Consider the following 22,024-nt stretch of genomic DNA (forward strand, 5'->3'; position numbering starts at 1 on the left):
ACCCACGCGGCGAAGCCGCACAATGTCACCGCCCCGCACCCCTGACGGGGCGCTACCGCGCGCGGCGCAGGCTCCGCCACACCGCCTTGGCCGCGTGGTGGCCGGACATGCCGTGCACCCCGGGGCCGGGCGGGGTGGCCGAGGAGCACAGGAAGACGGCGGGGTGCGCCGTCGCGTACGGCACGCGGGCCAGCTTCGGCCGGACGACCAGCCGCAGGGCCGCGACCGAGCCGATCGCGATGTCGCCGCCCACATAGTTGGCGTTGCGGACCGCGAGCTGCGGCGGCCCGGCCGTGGCGCGGGCGAGGACGAGGTCGCGGAACCCCGGTGCGAAGCGCTCCAGTTGGCGCTCGATCACCTCGGTCGCGTCGCCCTCCCAGCCGTTGGGCACGTGGCCGTACACCCAGAACGTGTGCTTGCCCTCGGGGGCGCGGGTCGGGTCCGCCAGGGTCGGCTGGGCCGTGATGAGGAAGGGGACGGAGGGGTCGCTGCCGTCGAGCGCGGCGCCCAGGGCGCCCTTGATCTCCCCGTAGGTGGGGCCGATGTGGACCGTACCGGCCTTGCGGGCCGGCTCCGCGGTCCAGGGGACGGGGCCGTCCAGCGCGTAGTCGATCTTGAAGACGGAGGGGCCGTACCGGTAGTTCGCGAACGCGTTGCCGAGCCCGGCGATGCGCGCCATGGCCGTGGGCGAGGTGTCGAAGACGTAGGCACGGGCGGGCGGCAGGTCGTCCAGCCGCTTGACCTCGAAGCCGGTGTGGATCGTGCCGCCCAGGGCGCGCAGGTACCCGGCGAGGGCGTCCGCGATGGACTGCGAACCGCCGCGCGGCACGGGCCAGCCGCACTCGTGGGCGGCGATCGCGAACATCAGGGCCATGCCGCCGGTCCCGAAGCCGGTGAGCGGGGCGATGCCGTGGGCGGCGAGCCCGGCGAACAGGCCGCGGGCCTTCTCGTCGTGGAAGCGGCGGGTGAGCAGCGCGGCGGACTGGGCGGCGAGCAGGCCGAACCGGGCGTAGGTGACGGGGTCGCGCGGCAGCCCGTCCCACTGGGTGCGCAGGAAGTCGGCGGCGAGCGTGGGCCACTTGCCGTGGAACGGTGCGACGAGCCGGCGGTACGCACCCGCATCGCGCGGCCCGAGCGAGCCGGCCGTCTCGCCGACCAGGCGGGAGAGCACGGCGGCCGTGCCGTCGGGGAAGGGGTGGGCCATCGGCAGGTCGGGGTGGACCCACTCCAGTCCGTACCGGGAGAGCGGCATGGCGCTGAAGGCCGGCGAGCGGACGCCGAGCGGGTGCACGGCGGAACAGGGGTCGTGGCGGAAGCCCGGGAGGGTCAGCTCCTCGGTGCGGGCGCCGCCGCCGATGCCGTCGGCGGCCTCGTACACCTCGACCGCCAGGCCGCGGCGGGCCAGTTCGACGGCGGCGGTGAGCCCGTTGGGTCCGGCCCCTACAACGACCGCGTCGAGCATGGTGGCCACCGGTCGGACTCCCCTCGTCCCCTGCGAGCTCCCCTGCGGGATCCCCTGCAGTCTGGTCAGCCGGCGGACGCCAGCAGGCCCAGCATATGCCGCAGCGTCTCCGCGTCCCGGGCGGCCGCGAACGGCAGGGCGTTGCCCCCGGTGATGCGGAAGGGCTCGCCGGCGACGGTCGCGCTCGCGCCGCCCGCCTCGGCGACCAGCAGCAGTCCCGCGGCGTGGTCCCAGGCGTTCTCCCAGGAGAAGGCCAGGCCGTCGAGCGATCCCTGGGCGACGTGCAGGTATTCGAGGCCCGCCGAGCCGCAGGGGCGCGGGGTGATGCCGTCGGTCAGCAGCGTGCCGAGGACGCGCTTCTCCTCGGGGGTGGTGAAGTCGTAGTGGGATATGGCGACTTCGAGGTGCTTGCCGGGCCCGGGCGAACCGCTGTGGATCCGCTCGCCGTTGAGCACCGCTCCTCCGCCGCGGCGGGCGACGGCCATCAGGTCCAGGGCGGGGGCGTAGGTCCAGGAGGCGAGCAGCTCGCCGTGGTGGGCGAGGCAGACGAGGGTGGCGAAGCCGGAGTCGCCGTGGACGAACTGCCGGGTGCCGTCGACCGGGTCGACGATCCACACCGGGGCGTCGCCGCCGAGCGCGTCCAGGACGGCCGGGTCCGCGTGCACGGCCTCCTCGCCGACGACCACGGAGCCGGGCAGCAGCGCCGTGAGATCCGCCGTGAGGCGCTCCTCCGCGAGCCGGTCGGCGACGGTCACCAGGTCGTGCGGGCCGTTCTTCTCGACGATCTCGTCGGCGGCCAGCTGCCGGAATCGCGGCATGATCTCGGCGGCCGCGGCCTTGCGGACCGCTTCCTCGACATCGTTCAGATCACCCGCGAGAAACTCATCGATCATGCATCCATCGAACCATGCCCCACCGACAATCGATGAGGCCCGGGTGTATGCAGCACGTATTACAGGTGAACAGGTGGCCGGCCGGGCCGCGCGGCCGGCTCAGCGCCCCACCGCGTACCCCTGCATCCCGCGCGGGTTGGCGGCCGCCGACAGCACCCCGGTCTCCGGGTCGCGGGTCACGGCGCACAGCCGCCCCTCCGACCACGGCCCTCCCACGGTCACGTCGTGCCCCCGGCGGCGCAGCTCCGCGATGGTCTCCTCGCCGATGCGGGACTCGACGGTGATGCTGCCGGGCTGCGCCCGGCGCGGGTGGAAGGAGCCGGGGAAGCCCGCCTGGTGCCAGTTGGGCGCGTCGACGGCGCCTTGGAGATCGGGCCCGCCGCGCCAGGACGGGCGCAGGGCGACGGCGAGGAAGAAGTGCAGCTGCCACTGGTCCTGTTGGTCGGCGCCGGGGGTGCCGAAAGCCATCACCGGCTCGCCGCCGCGCAGCGCGAGGGAGGGCGACAGGGTGGTGCGCGGACGCCGGCCGGGGGTGAGGGAGCTGGGCAGCCCCGGTTCCAGCCAGGTCATCTGCAGCCGGCTGCCGAGCGGGAAGCCGAGCTCCGGTGCGACGGGGTTGGACTGCAGCCAGCCGCCGCTGGGCGTTGCGGAGATCATGTTGCCCCGGCGGTCGACGACGTCGACGTGGCAGGTGTCGCCGTGGACCACACCGTTCATGGCGACCGTCGGCTCGCCCTCGCCGATGTCGGTACCCCCCTGGACCTCGCCCGCAGCGGCCGCGGCCAGGCGCGGGGTGCGGCCGTCGGGGCTGCCGGGGCGCAGCTCGTACGAGGCCGTGGCGCCGATCAGGGCGCGGCGGGCCGCGTTGTACTCGCCGGAGAGCAGGGTGTGCAGCGGCACGCCGGCGCCGCCGGAGGCGTCCCCGTACCAGGCCTCGCGGTCGGCCATGGCGAGCTTGCTGCCCTCGATCAGGGTGTGGACGTAGTCCGCGGTGCCGTACTCCGGCAGCGCGTCCGGCAGCAGGGCGAGCTGCTGGAGCAGGACGGGCCCCTGGGACCAGGGGCCCGGCTTGCAGACGGTCCACCCGTTCCAGTCGTACGTCACCGGGTCCTCGTACGTGGCCCGGAAGCCGGCGAAGTCGTCGCCGGTGAGGGTGGCGGTGTGCCGCTCGCCGCTGGTGTCGAGGGTGGGGCGGGCGGCGGTGCGCAGGAGGGCTTCGGCGATGAAGCCCTCGCGCCAGGTCCGGCGCGCGGCGTCGATCCGCTGCTCGCGGCTGCCGCCCGCCGCGTCGGCCTCGGCGAGGAGGCGGCGCCAGGTGGCGGCGAGCGCGGGGTTGCGGAAGAGCCGGCCCATGGCCGGAGGTCTGCCACCGGGCAGGTACAGCTCGGCGGAGGCCGCCCACTCGGGCCCGCTCCGGAACAGCCCCTCCACGGCCGCCACGGACCGGCCGACGCTCCCGACGGGGGCGTGGCCGGTCTCCGCGTACCCGATGGCGTGGCCGAGGACCTCGGCGAGCGGCTTGGTTCCGTGGTCGCGCAGCAGCAGCATCCAGGCGTCGAACGCGCCCGGCACGGCCGCCGCGAGGGGCCCGGTGCCGGGGACGAGGGAGAGGCCGAGCGAGGTGTAGTGCGCGATGTCCGCCCCCGCGGGCGCCGGCCCCTGCCCGCACAGCACCTGCACGGCCCCGCCCGCCGGCGCGAACACGACGGGCACCTCCCCGGCGGGCCCGTTCAGGTGCGGCTCCACGACGTGCAGCACGAACCCGGCCGCCACGGCGGCGTCGAAGGCGTTGCCGCCGCTCTCCAGCACGGCCATGGCCGACTGCGAGGCGAGCCAGTGGGTGGACGACACCATGCCGAAGGTGCCCTGCAGGGTGGGGCGCGTGGTGAACATGGGCCCCAGCAAGGCATGTTCGCGACCCGTGCGCAAGGGTGCCCGTGGGCGGGGTTACCGTGGCACCCCGGCAGCATTCACGCAGAAGGAGACATACCGTGCACGGTGAGTACAAGGTGCCCGGCGGCAAGCTCGTCGTCGTGGACCTCGAAGCCGAGGACGGCGTGCTGCGCCACGTCCGGGTCGCCGGGGACTTCTTCCTCGAGCCCGACGAGGCGCTCCTCGACATCGACCGTGCCCTGGAGGGCGCCCCAGCCGACCTGACGGCCCCGCAGCTCGGGGCGCGGATCGACGCGGCGCTGCCCGAGGGCACCGTGATGTTCGGGTTCTCCTCCGAGGCCGTGGGCATCGCCGTACGGCGGGCGCTGGCCAATGCGACCGACTGGCACGACTACGACTGGCAGCTGATCCACACCGGCCCCCAGTCCCCCGCCCTGCACATGGCGCTGGACGAGGTGATCACCGCCGAGGTCGCCGCCGGCCGCCGCCCGCCGACCCTGCGGGTGTGGGAGTGGGGCGCCCCGGCCGTGGTCATCGGCAGTTTCCAGTCGCTGCGCAACGAGGTCGACCCGGAGGGCGCGGCCCGGCACGGGATGACGGTGGTGCGGCGGATCTCCGGGGGCGGTGCGATGTTCATCGAGCCGGGGAACACCATCACGTACTCGCTCAGCGTGCCGGAGGCCCTGGTGCAGGGGCTGTCCTTCGCCGACAGCTACGCCTACCTGGACGACTGGGTGCTCGGCGCCCTGGAGGGCATGGGCGTCAAGGCCTGGTACCAGCCGCTGAACGACATCGCCACCGAGGCCGGGAAGATCGCGGGCGCGGCACAGAAGCGGATGGTCTCCGGCGACGGCGCCGTGCTGCACCACGTGACCATGGCCTACGACATCGACGCCGACAAGATGACGGACGTCCTCCGCATCGGCCGGGAGAAGCTCTCCGACAAGGGCACCAAGAGCGCCAAGAAGCGCGTGGACCCGCTGCGCCGGCAGACCGGGCTCCCCCGCGCCGAGGTCATCGAGCGGATGATCGACACCTTCCGCAGCCGCTACGGGCTGACGGACGGCGCGGTCACGCCCGAGGAGCTGGCGCGGGCCGAGGAGCTGGCCGCGGCGAAGTTCGCGACGGAGGAGTGGACCGCGCGCGTCCCGTAGCAGGGGCGCGCTCCGGCGCGCGTCAACCGTGCACTGCCGGACATTCGACGATCCGGACAGGACCGGCGCATGGCCGGGAGTGCGTGACCCACGTCACACCTCACGCCAGAGATAAGGGCGGGAATGAGCCAACTCCCCACCTGCACAAGGGGTTTCTCCCTCTATACCCTCTCTCGCACTCATGGCCGTGAACCGACGGTATTCCCCCGCCTCTTCCGGTCAGCGGCATTCGCTCTCCGGCCGCGACGGGCCCGTGACTAGCGTGGTGGGCGTCCGGGGAGGGACCCCGGTCCGGTTCCAGGAGGTGCGGACATGGCCAACGCGGACTTCCCCGCAGGGTCGAGGATGACCCACAACATGGCGTTCACATCCGGAAGCGGCAACACCCTGCTGCGCCTGCAGGAGGACGGCAACCTCGTCGTCTACAAGGTGACCGGCGAGCCCAAGCCCGCCTGGCAGGCCGAAAACGCCTGGCACCAGGGCTACGAGGCCATCATGCAGGAGGACGGCAACTTCGTCCTCTACAACCGCGACCGCAGGGCCGTCTGGGCCTCGAACACCTCCGGCCACCCCGGAGCCGTCCTCGTCGTCCAGGACGACCACAACGTGGTCATCTACTCCAAGGGACAGGCGATCTGGCAGACCAACACGGCCGGCTGACGCCGTTCACGGCATGAGCCGGGGAGGCCGCGGACCGGGCGCGCAGTGCCGCACCGGGCCCCGCGGCCTCCGCCGTGTCGGGCGAACGTCAGGCGAAGGCCGGGATCAGGTGTTCCCCGTACGCGTCGATCGTCGCCTCGCGCGCATCGTGCATCGCATAGATGGCGAACTGGTCGACGCCCAACTCCCGCAGCCGCTCCAGCCGTTCGCGGTGCGCGGCCACCGGGCCCAGCAGGCAGAAGCGGTCCACGATGTCGTCCGGCACGAAGTCCGTGGACGGGTTGTCCGCCCGGCCGTGGTGGCTGTAGTCGTAGCCGTGCCGCTGCTTGATGTACGCGGTCAGGGCCTCGGGAACGGCCCCCGAGGCCTCCCCGTAGCGCTCGACCAGGTCGGCCACGTGGTTGCCCACCATCCCGCCGAACCACCGGCACTGCTCCCGCGCATGGGCCACGTCGTCGCCCACGTAGGCGGGCGCGGCCACGCAGATCGTGAGGGACGCGGGGTCGCGCCCGGCCTCCTCGGCCGCGGTCCGCACCGCCTTCACCATCCACTCCGTCAGGTACGGGTCGGCGAGCTGGAGGATGAAGCCGTCCGCCTCCCGCCCGGCCAGGGCCAGCGCCTTGGGCCCGTACGCGGCCATCCACACCGGGAGCCGGCCGTCGCGCACCCACGGGATGCGCAGCGCCGTGCCGTGGACGTCCGTCTCGCGGCCCTCGGCGAGGTCACGGATGATGCGCATCGACTCGCTGAGCGCGGCCAGGGTGTTCGGCCTGCGGCCCGCGACCCGCATCGCCGAGTCGCCGCGGCCGATGCCGCACACCGTGCGGTTGCCGTACATGTCGTTGAGGGTCGCGAAGGTGGAGGCGGTGACCTCCGGGGTGCGGGTGGAGGGGTTGGTGACCATGGGGCCGACGATCAGCCGCTCGGTCCGTTCCAGGATGCGGCTGTAGATGACGAACGGCTCCTGCCACAGCACGGCCGAGTCGAAGGTCCAGCCGTAGCGGAAGCCGGCGCGCTCGGCGCGGTGCATGAGCTCCACGACGGCGGTGGCGGGCGGGTCGGTCTGCAGGACGAGGCCGAAGTCCACGGTGCACGTGCTCCTTACGGGAGGTACTGACAGGTGGTGCGGGGGATGTAGCGGCCGTGTCCGGCGCGTCCGGTGAACGTCCGCCGGTCGATGACGACGTCGCCGCGGGACAGGACGGTCTCGACCTGTCCGGTGATCTCCTTGCCCTCGTACGCCGAGTAGTCGACGTTCATGTGGTGGGTCCGGGCGGAGAGGGTCTGACGGGCCTGCGGGTCGTAGACGACGATGTCGGCGTCGGCGCCCGGGGCGATGGTGCCCTTGCGCGGGGCCAGGCCGAACATCCGGGCGGGGGCGGCGCAGGCGATCTCGATCCATCGGCGGCGGGTGAGGTGCCCGTCGACGACGGCCTGGTGGAGGAGGTCCATCCGGTTCTCGATGCCGGGCAGCCCGTTGGGGATCTTCGAGAAGTCGCCGCGGCCGAGCTCCTTCTGGCCCGCGAAGCAGAACGGGCAGTGGTCGGTGGAGACCACCTGGAGGGCGTCCGTGCGCAGCCCGCGCCAGAGGGCCGCCTGGTGCTCGTGGGGGCGCAGCGGTGTGGAGCAGACGTACTTGGCGCCCTCGAAGCCCGGTTCGGCGAGGTTGTCGGTGGAGAGGAACAGGTACTGCGGGCAGGTCTCGCCGAAGACCGGCAGCCCGGCCGTGCGGGCCTGCGCCAACTCCGCGACGGCCTCCTGCGCCGAGACGTGCACGACGTACAGCGGGCTGCCGGCGACGCGGGCGAGCTGGATCGCGCGGTGGGTGGCCTCGGCCTCCAGCAGGGCCTTGCGGACCTCGCCGTGGTGGCGGGGGTCGGTCCGCCCGGCGGCGAGGGCCTGTTCGACGAGGACGTCGATGGCGATGCCGTTCTCCGCGTGCATCATGATCAGCCCGCCGTTGCCGGAGGCCCGTTGCATGGCGCGCAGGATCTGCCCGTCGTCGCTGTAGAAGACGCCCGGGTAGGCCATGAAGAGCTTGAAGGAGGTCACGCCCTCGCCGACGAGGAGGTCCATCTCCTTCAGCACGCCCTCGTTCACGTCGGAGAGGATCATGTGGAAGGCGTAGTCGACGGCGCACCGTCCCTCGGCCTTGGCGTGCCAGGCGTCGAGCCCCTCGCGCGCGGCCTGTCCGCGCGGCTGGACGGCGAAGTCGACGATGGTGGTGGTGCCGCCCCAGGCGGCGGCACGGGTGCCGGTCTCGAAGGTGTCGGAGGAGGAGGTGCCGCCGAAGGGCAGTTCGAGGTGGGTGTGGCCGTCGACGCCGCCGGGGATGACGTACTTGCCCGTCGCGTCGATGGTGCGGTCGGCCGTCCACGCCCGGGCGCAGTCGCTGTCGGACGCGGCCAGGGCCGCGATCGTGCCGCCCTCGACGAGGACGTCCGCGTACGTCTCCTCGGCGGCGGTGATGACGAGCCCGCCGCGGATGACGGTCCGTTGCGTCATGGCCGTTCCTTCCCGCCGACGGCCTCCTGGACCCGGCGCAGCACGTTGTCGAGGATCTCCGCGCCCTGTTCGGCCTCGGCGACGGTGAGGCTGAGCGGCGGCGCGATGCGCAGGGTGTGGCCCTCGCGGCCGCCCTTGCCGATCAACAGCCCGGCCTCGCGGGCGTGTTCGAGGGCGAGGGAGGCGGCGCGCGGCGAGGGCGTGCCGTCGGGTTCGGCGAGCTCGATGCCGATCATGAGTCCGCGGCCGCGGACCTCGCGGACCACGGCCAGGCCCGCGGCGGCGGCGCGCAGCCGTTCGGCCAGCAGGCCGCCGACGCGGCGGGCGTTGCCCTGGAGGTCGTGCTCCAGCAGGTGGGTGAGGTTGGCGAGGCCGGCGGCCATGGTGACGGGGCTGCCGCCGAAGGTGGAGATGGAGTTGGCGTCGAGGCAGTTCATGACCTCGGCGCGGGCGACGACGCCGCCGATCGACATGCCGTTGCCGATGCCCTTGGCGAAGGTGAGCAGGTCCGGCGGGCCGCTCGCGGCGTGGGCCTGCCAGCCCCAGAAGTGGTCGCCGGTGCGGCCCCAGCCGGTCTGCACCTCGTCGGTGATCCACAGGATGCCGTGCCGCTGCAGGACGTCGCGGAAGGCGGCGTAGAGGCCGTCGGGCGGGGCGGTGAACCCGCCGACGCCCTGGACGGGTTCGGCGATCAGGGCGGCGACGGTGCCGTGCGCCTGGCCGAGCATGTCCTCCAGGTCGGCCACGCACGCCGCGGTGAACTCCGCGTCGGACAGCTGCGCGTACGGGCCGCGGGTGCGCACCCCGCCGTGCACGTAGAGCGTCTGGAGCGGGGAGAGACTGGTGGGCGACCAGCTGGAGTTGCCGGTGATGCCGACGGCGGAGAAGGAGCGGCCGTGGTAGCTGTTGCGCATGGCCAGCACCTGGTTGGAGCGCCGGAAGGTGGTGGCCAGCAGGAGGGCCGCGTCGTTGGCCTCGGTGCCGGAGGTGGTGAAGAAGACGCGCGCGTCCGGGATTCCGGAGAGGGCGGCGATGCGTTCGGCGAGTTCGACCATGTGCCGGTCGAGGTAGAGGGTGGAGGTGTGCAGGATGCGGCCCGCCTGCTCGGCGACGGCCTTGGTGACCTCGGGCAGTGCGTGGGCGGTCATGGTGGTGAGGATGCCGCCGAAGAAGTCCAGGTAGCGCCGCCCCTGGGCGTCCCACACGTACCGGCCCTCGCCGTGGGTGAGTTCGAGCGGCTCGCGGTAGTAGAGGGCGAGCCACTCGGGCATGACGGCGCGGTGCCGCGCATGCAGGCCGGTCACGGCCGGACCAGCCCCTCGTAGGCGTCGGGGCGGCGGTCCCGGTAGAAGGCCCACTGCTGACGCACCTGGTCGATGAGGCCGAAGTCCAGGTCGCGGACGACGAGTTCCTCCTTGGTGTCGCTGGCGACGTCGCCGACGAACTGGCCGCGCGGGTCGACGAAGTACGAGGTGCCGTAGAAGTCGTTGTCCCCGTACTCCTCCTGCCCGACGCGGTTGATGGCGGCGACGAAGTACTCGTTGGCGACGGCGGCCGCGGGCTGTTCGAGCTGCCAGAGGTAGCCGGACAGGCCGCGCGAGGTGGCGGAGGGGTTGTAGACGAGCTGGGCGCCGTTGAGCCCGAGCTGCCGCCAGCCCTCGGGGAAGTGCCGGTCGTAGCAGATGTAGACGCCGACGCGGCCGACGGCCGTCTCGAAGACGGGCCAGCCGGCGTTGCCCGGCTTGAAGTAGAACTTCTCCCAGAAGCCCTTGACCTGGGGGATGTGGTGCTTGCGGTACTTGCCCAGGTAGCTGCCGTCGGCGTCGATGACGGCGGCGGTGTTGTAGTAGAAGCCGGACTGTTCGACCTCGAAGACCGGCACCACGATCACCATGCCGGTCTCGCGGGCGAGCCGGCCCATGCGCTGAACGGTGGGCCCGTCAGGGACGGGCTCGGCCCAGCGGTAGTGCTCACTGTCCTGCACCTGGCAGAAGTAGGGCGCGTTGAAGACCTCCTGGAACCCGATCACCTTGGCACCCTGTGCAGCGGCGGCGCGGGCGTGTTCCTCATGCTTGGCGATCATCGACTCGGTGTCGCCGGTCCAGGTGGCCTGGACCAGGGCGGCGCGGACAACGTTGGCCATGAGCTGCTCCTCTGCCGGAACCGGCTTGCGCCTGGCTGGCACGCGAAGATCCGCTCCGCGTGGGGATGGATGCGACCGTAGGACCCGTCACTCGCCGTGGCAAGACCATCGCTCCCGCGGTTTGCCGGAGGCACGCACTCGAAAGGAAGGCTTGCAAGTTTCCCTTTTTATTTCGTAGGCTGGCGGCATGACTGCCACCACGCTCGACCCTCGGACCGCACTCGTTCTCGTCGATCTCCAGAAGGGCATCACCGCCCTGCCGACCGTCCACCCCGCCGAGGAGATCGTCGAACGCGGCGCCCGCCTGGCCGAGGCGTTCCGCAAGCACGGCCTGCCGGTGATCCTCGTCCGCGTCGCCGCCACGCCGCCGGGGCGGGCGGACGTCGCCGGGCACGCGGCCGAATTCCCCGCGGAGTTCACGGAGCTGCGGCCCGAACTGGGCCGCACGGACGACGACATCGTCGTGACGAAGCGCCAGTGGGGCGCGTTCTACGGCACCGACCTGGACCTGCAGCTGCGGCGGCGGGGCGTCACGCAGATCGTGCTGGCGGGCATCTCGACGAGCATCGGCGTCGAGTCGACGGCGCGCGCCGCGCACGAGCACGGGTACCACGTGACGATCGCGACGGACGCGGTCACGGACCTGGATGCGCAGGCGCACCGCAACAGCCTGGAGAAGATCTTTCCCCGGCTGGCGGAGACGGACACGACCGACGCGGTCATCGCGCTGCTGGGCTGACCCGGCCGGTCAGCCGACCGACAGCCCCACCAGCACGCCGGCGACCGCGCAGTACCCCACCAGCCCCAGCACCGCCGCACGGCGGTTCAGCCGTTCCACCTTCGCCGGGTCGTCCCCGTCGACCGTCCAGCGCCAGCACAGCACCGTGGCCAGCACGGCGAGGAGCACGTAGGCCAGGGTCAGCAGGTGCAGCCAGTCGACGAGCGTCAGCCCGCGCGTGCTGGTGACCACCGTGCCGGCCTGCTGCATGTTCAGCATCACGACGAACAGCCCGCCGCCCAGCAGGGCCAGCCGGCTCTGCAGGGAGTCCAGGCGCTCGGCCACGCCCAACTCCCTGTGGTGCGCGGGCAGCAGGAACGTCGCCGTGACGAGCAGCAGCGTGAGGTACAGCGGACCGGTGAGCTTCCAGAAGACGGTGGGGTCCTGACGCACCAGGTCGGCCTCGATGACGACCGCACTGCGGGTGCTGCCCGCGCCGTGGGGCAGCGCGGGGTCACCGAAATTGGTCGGGAAGTTCCGCTCGGCGGGAGCCAGCCGGAAGCCCGTCAGCTTCCAGCCGTCCGGCGCGATCGCCGCGTTGTGTGCCGAGTTGGCGTTGTCCGGGGTGAACCGGAAGTGCTCGATGTCGGAGTTGGCCGTGAGCACGATCTCGAGCCGGTGCCGGTCGAAGGGGAAGGCGCGCAGGTCCCAGTCCTGCCGGAACGTCCCCTGCACCCGCACCAGATCGCGGAACATGCCCCGGGACTCCGACAGCCTGGGGTCGTCCTTCTGCGGGTTGTTGCCGTTGCTGAAGGACACCGTGGGCAGCGGGTCCAGGTCCTTCTGCGGGCACACGGACCACAGGGTGAACCGGGCGTCGAAGGAGTGCTTGACCGGGTCCAGGTTGTACAAGTCGTTGAGATAGGCCCCGAGTTCGCACGTCGGAACGCCCGACGCGGCAGCCGGGACCGTGGCCGCCGCCGCGGGGACGGCGGACCACAACCCCAACGCCGCCAGCACGGCGGCCAGCAGGACCGACGCGGCCGTACCGGCGAGCAGGACTCGCCGGACTGCGTGAACTGCATTCTCCCCCACGGGACTTATGCTGTGCAGCGCCCGCGCGGATCAACCGGATCCGCAGGCCGATACACCCGTACGGGGGATGGACCGGTGCTCAGTGCGACGGACCGCTCGGCCGCACCACCATCGCCGAGCCGCCGCCGCGCCGCACCTTCTCCGCCGCCGCCAGCCACCGCCCGTCCGGCAGGCGCTGCACCCCGGTCGCCGCACCGATCTCCGGGTTCAGGCTGAACGCGTGCCCTCGCGCCTCCAGCCGGGCGCGCAACGGGCTGTTCCACAGGCCCGGTTCGAGCTCGGTCTTCGCCGCGTTGCGCTGACTGGCCCGCGGCGCGGCGATCGCGTCGACGAGCGGCATGCCGCGCTCCACGTGGTTGAGGAAGGTCTGCAGCACGGTCGTGACGATAGTCGCGCCGCCGGGCGAGCCGAGCGCGAAGGCGGGCCTGCCGTGGTCCAGGACGATCGTCGGCGACATCGAGGAGCGCGGGCGCTTGCCGGGACCGGGGAGGTTGGGGTCGTGCACACCCGGGGTGACGGGGGTGAACGAGAAGTCGGTCAGCTCGTTGTTGAGCAGGAAGCCGCGCCCGGGCACGGTGATGCCGCTGCCGCCCGTCTGCTCCAGGGTGAGGGTGTAGGCGACGACGTTGCCCCACTTGTCGGCCGCCGTCAGGTGCGTGGTCTGCTGCCCCTCGTACGGCGTCGGGGCGGGCGTGCCGGCCTGCGTCCCGCACGGCGCCGGGTGACGCGGGTCGCCGGGGGCCAGCGGGCTGGTCAGCGCCTTGTCGTCCGTGACGAGGCAGGCGCGCGAGTCCGCGAACTTCTTGGACAGCAGCCCCTTTTCGGGGACGCTCTCCTGCGCCGGGTCGCCGACCCATCGGTTGCGGTCCGCGAAGGCGATCCGGCTGGCCTCCAGGTAGCGGTGCAGATAGGTCGCCTGGTCCGCCTTCCGGAGGTTGCCGTGCTCCAGGATGTTGAGGGCCTCCCCCACCGTCGTACCGCCGGAGGAGGACGGGGCCATGCCGTAGACGTCGAGCCCGCGGTACGTCACCCGGGTCGGCGCCTGCTGCTTCACCCCGTACGCCGCCAGGTCCTTCGCGGTCAGGCCGCCGGGTCGCGCCAGGCGGTGCGAGGCCGGGTCGACGGGGGGCTTGCGGACGGTCCGTACGAGGTCGCGCCCCACGGCTCCGTGGTAGACGGCGTCCACGCCCTGCTCGGCCAGCAGGGCGTAGGTGCGGGCCAGGTCGGGGTTCTTGAGGGTGCTGCCGACGGCGGGCGGCTTCCCTCCGGGCAGGAAGATCTTGGCGGTGGCGGGGAAGTCCTTGAAGCGCGCCTGGTTGTCGGCGGTCTGCTGACGGAAGGTGGCGTCGACGACGAAGCCGTTGCGCGCCAGCCGCTCGGCCGGGCGCAGCACGTGGGCCAGCGGCCGGCTGCCCCAGGCGCGCAGGGCCGTGTCCCAGGTGGCGGGGGTTCCGGGCGTGCCGACGCTCAGGCCGCTGGTGACGGCGTCGGCGAAGGCGAGCGGCTTGCCCTTCTCCAGGAAGAGGTCCTTGCTCGCGCCGAGCGGGGCGCGTTCGCGGCCGTCGAGCGTGGCGACCTTGTGCGTACGGGCGTTGTAGTAGACGAAGTAGCCGCCTCCGCCGATGCCGGCGGAGTAGGGCTCGGTGACGCCGAGGGCGGCGGCGGTGGCCACGGCCGCGTCGACCGCGTTGCCACCGTTGCGCAGCACCTCGATGCCCGCGGCCGTGGCGTCGGCGTCGACGCTGGCGACCGCGCCGCCGTAACCGGCGGCGACGGGGGACTTCGAGGGCGGAGCGGCGGCAACGGACGCGTGGGCGGGGGCGGTTGCCGCCCCCGCGGCGAGGGCGGCAACCGCGGCGAGAACGGTCAGGCGCCGGTGGTTGATCGGTCTGGGGAGTGCCATCACTGTCTCCGATCGGGCGTACGGGCCCCGGAGCCTAGCGCCCCGTAAGGGGCGCGGGGAACTGCGCGAGCAACCCCCGACCGCCCGCAGCCGACGCACCATCCCGGGGACCGGGGCGGAGCCCCGAGAACCTCAACTGCAGGTGCATCGTGGCTGATCGCGCAGTTCCCCGCGCCCCTTCGGGGCGCTAGTGCCGGCGCAGTGCACCGAGCACCGAACCGGCCATCGCCTGCTCGCCCTTGGCGTTGGGGTGGAAGGGCGCGGCCGGGTTCTCGGGGTGGGCGCCCTCGATCCAGCGGTCGGCGGCGGGCTTGCAGACGTCGTGGCCGACGGTCGGGCGGTAGGTGTCGACGTAGCGGACATGCGCCTTGCGGGCCTGCTGCTGCAGCATCGCGTTGAGCCACTTCTCGGTGTCGCGCAGGTAGGGAACGTCGCCCGCGGCGATCGGCACGGCCGGGAAGCAGCCGACGCCGTTGTCCGGCATGATCGCGGGGTAGCCGACGAGCGCGACGCGCGCGTGCGGGGCGCGCTGGTGAACGGCCTTGAGCACCTTGGCGATTTTGGGCGCGGCATCGTTGATGCGGTTCACGAGCCGGTCGGTGCCGCCCGCGGTGAACTGCTTGCGGCAGGGGGCGCCGGCCGGGTCGGTGGGCGAGAGCTGGGCACAGGTGCCGATGATGCTGCCGAAGCCGATGTCGTTGCCGCCGATGCCGACGGTGACGAGCGTGGTGCGCTTGCTCAGGGCGTTCAGCTGCGGCGGGTTGGCACCCTGCGCGCGCCACAGGTCGTCCGTGGTGGCGCCGCTGCAGCTGGCGTCCTTGAAGGACGACGCGTGCAGCTTCTCGGCCGTCAGCGACGGGTAGTTGACGCTGGAGCGGGCGCAGTCGCCGCCGGACTGCTGCGGGATGCCGGGGCCGGCGGTGTAGGAGTCGCCGAGGGCGACGTAGGCCTCGCCGCCGCGGGCGGCCGGGGCGGCGGCCGCGGGGGCGGCCGCGCCGGCCGCCAGGGCCGTGGCCGCGCCGAACGCCGCCAGTGCCTTTCCGTACTGCCCACCGCGTCCTTGCACCTGCGACACCATCGCCTCCTGGAATGTCGAAAAAAGATCTGTACGCGATCACTGTTGAGTGATCAACATCAGGTCAGATTCACCTCGTGTCAACGGCCTGTCAATCTCATCGGCGCGGCACTTTAATTGGACTTCAAGAATCCAATTAGATAGATTGCTGTCGTGCGACTGACCAAAAGCACGGATATCGCCTTGCGCATCGCCATGCGCCTGGCGGTTGCCGACGAAGAAGCGCAGGCGCCGACCACCCGCGAGGTGGCCGGTGCGGTCGGGGTGCCGTACACGCACGCCGCCAAGGTGGTCAGCCGCCTTCAGCACCTCGGGGTCGTCGAGGCCCGCCGGGGCCGGGGCGGCGGCCTCAGCCTCACCCCCGCCGGGCGGACCGGCTCGGTCGGCCGGCTGGTGCGCGAGCTGGAGGGCGCCGGCGACGTCGTCGGCTGCGAGGACGACCCACCGTGCCCGCTGCGCTCGGCGTGCCGGCTGCGCAGTGCGCTGCGCGCCGCGCAGGAGGCCTTCTTCGCCGCCCTCGACCCGCTCACCGTCGAGGAGCTGACCGGCCCGCCCACCGGACCGGTCCTGCTGAGCCTGAGCCCGCACCCACCGCAGACCTGACAGGCCCTCCGCCTTCACCGGGGGCGCTTCCTCGCACCCTTTAATGCGAATCCAAGATGCAAGTTAAGGAGCTGAGCCGTCGATGCTGTCACCCAAGTCGACCGAGGTCGTCCGCGCCACCCTGCCCGCGGTCGGCGGTGCGATAGGCGAGATCACGCCGCTCTTCTACAACAAGCTCTTCACCGCCCACCCCGCGCTGCTGCGCGACCTGTTCAACCGCGGCAACCAGGCCAACGGCAGCCAGCAGCAGGCCCTTGCGGGCTCCATAGCCGCGTTCGCCTCGGCGCTGGTCGAGCACCCGGACGTCCGCCCCGACGCGATGCTCGCGCGCATCGCGCACAAGCACGCGTCGCTGGGCATAGCCCCCGAGCAGTACCCGATCGTCCAGGAGCACCTCTTCGCCGCGATCGTCGAGGTGCTCGGCGACGCGGTCACCCCCGAGGTCGCCGCGGCCTGGGACGAGGTGTACTGGCTGATGGCCAACGCGCTCATCGCGCTGGAGGCGCGGCTCTACGAGCAGGCCGGGACGGTCCCCGGCGAGGCCGGGGTCCCCTGCGAGGTCGTGGGCCGCTTCCGGGAGACGGACGAGGTGACGACCTTCGTCGTACAGCCGGCCGACGGACGGCCGGTGCCGGCCGGACGGCCCGGCCAGTACGTGTCCGTCCAGGTGACGCTCCCGGACGGGGCGCGGCAGATCCGCCAGTACAGCCTGTCCGGACAGCCGGACGGGGCCCTGCAGTTCAGCGTCAAGCGGGTCGGCGACGGCGAGGTGTCCGCCCACCTGCACGACCACGTGCGGGTGGGAGAGACGATTCTCGTCAGCGCCCCCTTCGGCGACGTCGCCCTGGAGGACGGGGACGCGCCGGTGCTGCTCGCCTCGGCCGGCATCGGGTGCACGCCCGTCGTCGGCATGCTGACGCATCTGGCCGCAACGGGCGCGCAGCGCAAGGTGATTGCCGTGCACGCCGACCGCAGCCCGTCGGTGCACGCCTTCCGGGCCGACCTGCACTCGCTGGTCGCCAAGCTGCCGGACGCCGCGGCGCACGTCTGGTACGAGGCTCCGGAGGAGGACTGGCCCGCCGACCGGACGGGCCGCGCGGACCTCTCGCAGCTCGACATCCCCTCGGGAACCGTCGCCTACCTGTGCGGTCCGCTGCCGTTCATGCGCGCGGCGCGGGCGCAGCTGCTGGAGGCCGGTGTCGCCGCCGCGGACATCCACTACGAGGTGTTCGGCCCGGACCTGTGGCTGGGCGCGGAGGGGTGAGTCGCCTCGGCCCCCGGCAGCAGCATGCCCGGCTCTGCGGGGGCCACCTCCACCGCGTCCGTCTTGACGCTGCGCCGCTCCCAGCGCGAGGCCCATGTCGCGCAGCGTGACAGCAGCATGCACATCCCGATGTAGATCGGGGAAATGATCATCACGACCGGGATGAACGGCAGGTCGTAGTCCAGGTTGCTCGCGATCAGCTTGCCCGCGTGCAGGAACTCCTCGTAGGTGATCAGGAAGCCGAGCGAGGTGTCCTTCAGGGCCACGACCAGCTGGCTGATGATCGCGGGCAGCATGGCCCGTACCGCCTGCGGCACCAGCACGTACGACATCACCTGCGTCTTGCGCATGCCCAGCGAGTACGCCGCCTCCCGCTGCCCGCGCTCCACGGAGTTCACGCCGGTGCGCAGGACCTCCGCGAGCACCGAGCCGTTGTAGAGGGTCAGCCCCGTGACCAGCGCGGGCAGGGGCTGGACCTTCAGGGCCACGAAGACGAAGAAGATCATGACGAGGACCGGCATCGCCCGGAAGAACTCCACGAGCACGGTGGCCGCCCAGCGCACGGCGCGGTGCTCGGACAGCCGCCCGCAGGCGAGCAGTGCGCCCAGGACGAGGGAGAGCGCGGCGGCGTAGGCGAACGCCTTGAGCGTGTTGCCGAGGCCGCGCAGCAGCATCTCCTGGATGCCCTTGTACGCGAAGGGCCGCCACTTCGCCGTCGTGAACTGCTCGGTGTCGAACAGGAGATAGAGCACCAGGGCGACCACGGCCAGGATCACGGCCGTCGCCGCGACGCCGTAGAGGCGGTGGCGCCGGACGGCGTTCGGGCCGGGGACGTCGTACAGCGCGGTGCCGGTCGTGCTCATCGGGCGATCCCCCAGCGCTTCTCCAACGCGTTGAACAGCGCGCTGATGGTCAGGGTCACGAGCAGGTAGCCGACGGCGATCCAGATGAAGGACCAGATGATGCTGTAGCCGAGTTCGTTGAGCGTCTTGTACGTGCCGAGGAGTTCGGTGACGCTGAACGACCCGGCGATCGCCGAGTTCTTGGCGAGGGCGATGAGGGTCGAGCCGATGGGCGGGATGACCGAGCGGAAGGCCTGCGGCAGCACGACGGTGCCGAGGGTCTGCCCGAAGGTCATGCCCAGACTGCGGGCCGCCTCGCCCTGGCCGGCGGGCACGGTGTTGATGCCCGAGCGCACGGCCTCGCAGATGAACGCCGAGGTGTAGCAGCCGAGGGCGAGGACGGCGAAGAGCTGGAACGGCAGGACGACACCGAAGCGCGGCAGGCCGAGCAGCACCGCGAAGAACAGCAGCGTCAGCGGGGTGTTGCGCAGCACCGCGACCCACGCCGTGCCGAAGGCGCGCAGCGAGCCGACGGGGGCGACCCGGAAGGAAGCCATCACGAAGCCGAGGGCCAGTGCGAGCAGCGAGGCGTAGACGGTGAGTTCGACGGTGCCGAGCAGCCCCTTGCCGTACAGGGAGAGGTTGTCGGTGAGGACGTTCATGTGGCGGTCCCGTAGCGGTCGACGGCGGGGGGCTGCGGGGCGGGCACCCCGGACAGGCCGAGGGTCGCGTCGTAGGCCTTCTTCCAGTCGCCGTTCTTCACGTGCTCCTCGATGGCGTCGTCGAGCGCGAGGCGCAGGGCGGTGTCGGCGCGGGGCACGCCGATCCCGTAGGGCTCCCGGGAGAAGGGCTTTCCGGCCATCCGCAGCTCGTCGGGCGCCTTGGCGGCGAAGCCCATGAGGATGGTGTCGTCGGTGGTGACGGCGTCCACCTGGAGGGTGAGGAGGTTGTCGACGCAGATCGAGTAGGTGTCGTAGGCGACGGCCTTGGCCTTGGGGTAGTCGCGCTGGATGCGCTGCAGCGGGGTGGAGCCCGCCGCGGAGCAGACCTTCTTGCCGTCCAGGTCCTGGGGGCCGTTGATGCCCTTCTCGTCCTTGCGGACCAGCAGCGACTGGCCGGCGATGTAGTAGGGCCCGGCGAAGCCGACCTGCTTCTTGCGGAGGTCGTTGATGGTGTAGGTGCCGACGTAGTAATCGATCTGACCGTTCTGCAGGGCGGTTTCGCGGTTGGCCGAGGCGATGGTGCGGAAGACGATGGTCTTCGGGTCGAAGCCGAGGGAGGCGGACATCATCCGGGCGATCTCGATGTCGAAGCCGGAGTAGACGCCGGTGGCGGGGTCCTTCTCGCCGAGGTAGGGCTGGTCCTCCTTGGCGCCGACCACGAGGTGGCCGCGGTTCCTCGCGGCGCGCCAGGTGGGCGAGTCGGGCAGCTCGAAGCCGGTGGCGACGTGGTAGGCGGGCAGCTGTTCGGGCTTGGGGCCCTTGACGGGCGGGCTGCCCTCCTTGCCGCAGGCGGCGGCGAGGAGGGCCACGGCGGTGAGGGCCAGTGCGGCAATGCGGCGTCGCATGCGTCGTCACCCCGCTCAGTGCTTGAGGATCTTGGAAAGGAAGTCCTTGGCCCGTTCGCTCTCGGGGGCGGTGAAGAACTCCTCGGGTGTGCGGTCCTCGACGATGCGCCCGTCGGCCATGAAGACGACGCGGTTGGCGGCGTAGCGCGCGAAGCCCATCTCGTGGGTGACGACGACCATCGTCATGCCGTCCCGGGCGAGCTGGCGCATGACCTCCAGGACCTCGTTGATCATCTCCGGGTCGAGGGCCGAGGTCGGCTCGTCGAAGAGCAGCGCCTTGGGGTCCATGGCCAGCGCGCGGGCGATGGCCACGCGCTGCTGCTGTCCGCCGGAGAGCTGCGCGGGGTACTTCTCGGCGTGGGCGAGCAGCCCGACGCGCTCCAGCAGCTCGCGCGAGCGCCGGTCGGCCTCCTCCTTGCCGCGCTTGCGCACCTTGACCTGGGCCAGCGAGACGTTGGCGAGCACGGTCCTGTGCGCGAAGAGGTTGAAGGACTGGAAGACCATGCCGACCTCGGTGCGCAGTTTCGCCAGCGCCCGGCCCTCCTGGGGCAGCGGCTGCCCGTCGAGGAGGATGGTGCCGGACTCGACGGGCTCCAGGCGGTTGATGGTGCGGCAGAGGGTGGACTTTCCGGAGCCGGAGGGGCCGATGACGACGACGACCTCGCCGCGGCCGACGGTCAGGTTGATGTCCTGCAGCACGTGCACCTTGCCGTAGTGCTTGTTGACGTTGCGCAGTTCGATCAACGGCTCGACGGCCATACCAGCCCTACCTGTCCTCAGCTGCCCCGCAGTCGCCGCAAACTATCCGCATCGGTACGGGACTTCGGCGGCGACACGCACGCAAAAGGGGATTGATCAGAATAGAGGCCGCATCAGCCGCCATTTGCCCTAGGTACACAGACCGAGCCTGGGTACCTAGCCTGTGGGTCCATACGGGGGAGCCCGGGAGAGGGGAGCCTGGCGTGGGGGACAGCAGGCCGGTGTATCTGCGCATCGCGGACGATCTGCGGAGGCGCATCGACGAGGGCGGGCTCGCCGTGGGCGACCGCATCCCGTCCCGTTCCGAGCTCAAGCGCGCCTACGCGGCCAGCGACCAGACGGTGGACCGCGCGGTGCGGGTGCTCAAGGCGGCCGGGTACGCGGAAGGGCAGTTCGGGCGGGGCGTGTTCGTCACCGACCGGGCACCGCTGGGGACGCTGCTGCGCTCGACGGGCGCGGTCGACACCCCGTTCGCCGCACAGATCCGCGGTTACGGGACCGTGCCGCCGCAGGGCCGCCCCGCGACCGCCCTGACCTGGGAGGCGACCTCCGCCGAGACGCCCGCCCCGGCACCGATCGCCGAGCGGCTCGGGATCGGGCCCGGCGAGCCCGTGCTGTGCACGCAGTACGAGTACCTGGCCAATCGGCACCCGGTGCAGCTGGCCACCAGCTGGGAGCCGCTGACCATCACCGCGGGCACCGACGTCGCCCTCCCCGAGCGTGGCCCCTACGCCCGGCGTGGGGTGCGCGGCCGGCTGGCGGCCATCGGGATCCGGGTCGTCCGGGCCCGGGAGCTGGTCGGCTCCCGGCCGGCCACCACACCGGAGGCGGAGGCGCTCGGCTGTACGGCCGGGCAGTGCGTCACGGTCGTCGAGCGCACCCACTTCGACGGCGAGGACCGGGCCGTGGAGACCTCCGACATCGTGGTCCGCGCGGACCGCTGGCGGCTGGAGTACACGATTCCGTTCACCAGTTGAGCCCCTTCCAGCCGATCTGACGGATCTGGCGGGCCTGACGGAACTGACGGAGCGTCAGCCCTCGGCGAGCTCCGCATAGAGCTGGGAGAGCTCCGGGGCACCGTCCGCCGCCCACTCCCGCCCCGCCCCGACCACGTCCGCTTCGCGGCCGTTCGCCAGCAGCACCACCGGCTGTCCGTCGGACCGGACCCGCCAGCCCGCGCCCGCGACCGTGCGGACCACCACCGTGCCCAGGTACAGCCCCGCGTCGTTCCCGAGCCAGGGCACCAGCTCCGGGTCCTCGCGCCAGCGCGGCTGCAGCTGGTCCAGCCCCTCCAGGGACTCCGGCGAGTCGTCGAGCGCGACCCCCGCCGACTGCGCGTGCGCGCGCAGCAGTTCGCACTCCGACAGCAGCGCGGCCAGGCCCTCCGGGTCCCACTCTCCCGTCCCGAGCAGCGCCACCCCGCGCGCAGCGCCGTGCCGCCTGCGCCAGCCGTCCAAGAAGGGAATGTTCATACCGGCCAGGATGTCA

21 protein-coding genes are annotated in these 22,024 nt (G+C 72.1%); 6 read left to right on the forward strand and 15 right to left on the reverse strand.

Annotated elements, in window-relative coordinates; translation table 11 throughout:
- Positions 1-52: 52 nt before the first annotated feature.
- The 3 genes from ACMATS_RS09015 to ACMATS_RS09025 all read right to left on the reverse strand — a co-directional run bounded on the left by ACMATS_RS09015 (position 53) and on the right by ACMATS_RS09025 (position 4,248).
- A complete protein-coding gene (locus ACMATS_RS09015; RefSeq protein ID WP_414170684.1) occupies positions 53-1,462 on the reverse strand; it encodes a phytoene desaturase family protein in 1,410 nt (469 codons plus the stop codon).
- Positions 1,463-1,527: 65 nt separating this feature from the next.
- Positions 1,528-2,355, reverse strand: a complete 828-nt coding sequence (locus tag ACMATS_RS09020) for an inositol monophosphatase family protein (RefSeq protein ID WP_390778107.1) — start codon at positions 2,353-2,355, stop codon at positions 1,528-1,530.
- A gap of 99 nt (positions 2,356-2,454) precedes the next feature.
- Positions 2,455-4,248 carry a gamma-glutamyltransferase family protein gene (locus ACMATS_RS09025; RefSeq protein WP_414167587.1) on the reverse strand — a complete coding sequence of 598 codons (1,794 nt, stop codon included), beginning with the start codon at positions 4,246-4,248 and terminating at the stop codon, positions 2,455-2,457.
- A 98-nt stretch (positions 4,249-4,346) separates the two neighbouring features.
- Between ACMATS_RS09025 and ACMATS_RS09030 the strand changes: the two genes are divergently transcribed.
- Together ACMATS_RS09030 and ACMATS_RS09035 are read left to right on the forward strand one after the other, a co-directional pair.
- A complete protein-coding gene (locus ACMATS_RS09030) occupies positions 4,347-5,402 on the forward strand; it encodes a biotin/lipoate A/B protein ligase family protein (RefSeq protein WP_414167588.1) in 1,056 nt (351 codons plus the stop codon).
- Positions 5,403-5,714: 312 nt separating this feature from the next.
- A complete protein-coding gene (locus ACMATS_RS09035; protein ID WP_390778110.1) occupies positions 5,715-6,062 on the forward strand; it encodes a hypothetical protein in 348 nt (115 codons plus the stop codon).
- A gap of 88 nt (positions 6,063-6,150) precedes the next feature.
- Here the strand turns inward: ACMATS_RS09035 and ACMATS_RS09040 are convergent, their stop codons facing one another.
- The 4 genes from ACMATS_RS09040 to ACMATS_RS09055 are packed head-to-tail and all read right to left on the reverse strand — an operon-like array spanning position 6,151 to position 10,710.
- Positions 6,151-7,149: a TIGR03842 family LLM class F420-dependent oxidoreductase gene (locus ACMATS_RS09040; protein WP_414167589.1), complete on the reverse strand. Its 999-nt coding sequence runs from the start codon at positions 7,147-7,149 to the stop codon at positions 6,151-6,153.
- A gap of 14 nt (positions 7,150-7,163) precedes the next feature.
- On the reverse strand, positions 7,164-8,567 hold the full coding sequence (gene hydA, locus ACMATS_RS09045) for a dihydropyrimidinase (protein ID WP_414167590.1): 1,404 nt from the start codon (positions 8,565-8,567) through the stop codon (positions 7,164-7,166).
- Positions 8,564-9,838 (reverse strand): aspartate aminotransferase family protein, encoded by a 1,275-nt coding sequence (locus ACMATS_RS09050; protein WP_414170685.1) that lies wholly within the window; start codon positions 9,836-9,838, stop codon positions 8,564-8,566. Before ACMATS_RS09050 ends, hydA begins: the two co-directional genes overlap by 4 nt.
- Before the next feature lie 29 nt (positions 9,839-9,867).
- A complete protein-coding gene (locus ACMATS_RS09055; protein ID WP_414167591.1) occupies positions 9,868-10,710 on the reverse strand; it encodes a nitrilase-related carbon-nitrogen hydrolase in 843 nt (280 codons plus the stop codon).
- A gap of 187 nt (positions 10,711-10,897) precedes the next feature.
- On the opposite strand from ACMATS_RS09055, the gene ACMATS_RS09060 reads away from it, so the two are divergent.
- Complete coding sequence (locus tag ACMATS_RS09060) at positions 10,898-11,449, forward strand: isochorismatase family protein (RefSeq protein WP_414167592.1); 552 nt, start codon at positions 10,898-10,900, stop codon at positions 11,447-11,449.
- 9 nt (positions 11,450-11,458) lie between these two features.
- Here ACMATS_RS09060 and ACMATS_RS09065 read toward each other — a convergent pair whose 3' ends face one another.
- The 3 genes from ACMATS_RS09065 to ACMATS_RS09075 form a co-directional block, all read right to left on the reverse strand.
- Positions 11,459-12,523: a hypothetical protein gene (locus tag ACMATS_RS09065; protein WP_414167593.1), complete on the reverse strand. Its 1,065-nt coding sequence runs from the start codon at positions 12,521-12,523 to the stop codon at positions 11,459-11,461.
- A 79-nt stretch (positions 12,524-12,602) separates the two neighbouring features.
- Positions 12,603-14,426, reverse strand: a complete 1,824-nt coding sequence (gene ggt / locus ACMATS_RS09070; protein WP_414167594.1) for a gamma-glutamyltransferase — start codon at positions 14,424-14,426, stop codon at positions 12,603-12,605.
- A gap of 187 nt (positions 14,427-14,613) precedes the next feature.
- Positions 14,614-15,492, reverse strand: a complete 879-nt coding sequence (locus ACMATS_RS09075) for an SGNH/GDSL hydrolase family protein (RefSeq protein WP_414167595.1) — start codon at positions 15,490-15,492, stop codon at positions 14,614-14,616.
- 162 nt (positions 15,493-15,654) lie between these two features.
- Here ACMATS_RS09075 and ACMATS_RS09080 point away from each other — a divergent pair, with 162 nt between their 5' ends.
- Both ACMATS_RS09080 and ACMATS_RS09085 read left to right on the forward strand, forming a co-directional pair.
- Entirely contained in the window at positions 15,655-16,104 is a 450-nt protein-coding gene (locus tag ACMATS_RS09080) for an RrF2 family transcriptional regulator (protein ID WP_414167596.1), read from the forward strand.
- Positions 16,105-16,186: 82 nt separating this feature from the next.
- On the forward strand, positions 16,187-17,368 hold the full coding sequence (locus ACMATS_RS09085) for a globin domain-containing protein (RefSeq protein ID WP_414167597.1): 1,182 nt from the start codon (positions 16,187-16,189) through the stop codon (positions 17,366-17,368).
- On the opposite strand, the gene ACMATS_RS09090 is transcribed toward ACMATS_RS09085, so the two are convergent.
- The 4 genes from ACMATS_RS09090 to ACMATS_RS09105 are packed head-to-tail and all read right to left on the reverse strand — an operon-like array spanning position 17,323 to position 20,536.
- The gene (locus ACMATS_RS09090) at positions 17,323-18,231 is read right to left on the reverse strand and encodes an amino acid ABC transporter permease (protein ID WP_390778120.1); all 909 of its coding nucleotides are present in this window, start codon (positions 18,229-18,231) and stop codon (positions 17,323-17,325) included. The genes ACMATS_RS09085 and ACMATS_RS09090 overlap by 46 nt on opposite strands.
- On the reverse strand, positions 18,228-18,872 hold the full coding sequence (locus tag ACMATS_RS09095; RefSeq protein ID WP_390778121.1) for an amino acid ABC transporter permease: 645 nt from the start codon (positions 18,870-18,872) through the stop codon (positions 18,228-18,230). Before ACMATS_RS09095 ends, ACMATS_RS09090 begins: the two co-directional genes overlap by 4 nt.
- A complete protein-coding gene (locus tag ACMATS_RS09100; protein ID WP_414167598.1) occupies positions 18,869-19,777 on the reverse strand; it encodes a glutamate ABC transporter substrate-binding protein in 909 nt (302 codons plus the stop codon). Before ACMATS_RS09100 ends, ACMATS_RS09095 begins: the two co-directional genes overlap by 4 nt.
- Positions 19,778-19,792: 15 nt before the next feature.
- The gene (locus tag ACMATS_RS09105; protein ID WP_391151138.1) at positions 19,793-20,536 is read right to left on the reverse strand and encodes an amino acid ABC transporter ATP-binding protein; all 744 of its coding nucleotides are present in this window, start codon (positions 20,534-20,536) and stop codon (positions 19,793-19,795) included.
- Between the two features lie 203 nt (positions 20,537-20,739).
- On the opposite strand from ACMATS_RS09105, the gene ACMATS_RS09110 reads away from it, so the two are divergent.
- A complete protein-coding gene (locus ACMATS_RS09110; protein ID WP_390778124.1) occupies positions 20,740-21,513 on the forward strand; it encodes a GntR family transcriptional regulator in 774 nt (257 codons plus the stop codon).
- Positions 21,514-21,567: 54 nt separating this feature from the next.
- Here ACMATS_RS09110 and ACMATS_RS09115 read toward each other — a convergent pair whose 3' ends face one another.
- Entirely contained in the window at positions 21,568-22,008 is a 441-nt protein-coding gene (locus ACMATS_RS09115) for a DUF6278 family protein (RefSeq protein ID WP_390778125.1), read from the reverse strand.
- Positions 22,009-22,024: the final 16 nt, after the last annotated feature.

This window comes from Streptoverticillium reticulum (assembly GCF_047456005.1).
In the GTDB taxonomy this organism is placed as follows: domain Bacteria; phylum Actinomycetota; class Actinomycetes; order Streptomycetales; family Streptomycetaceae; genus Streptomyces; species Streptomyces reticulum.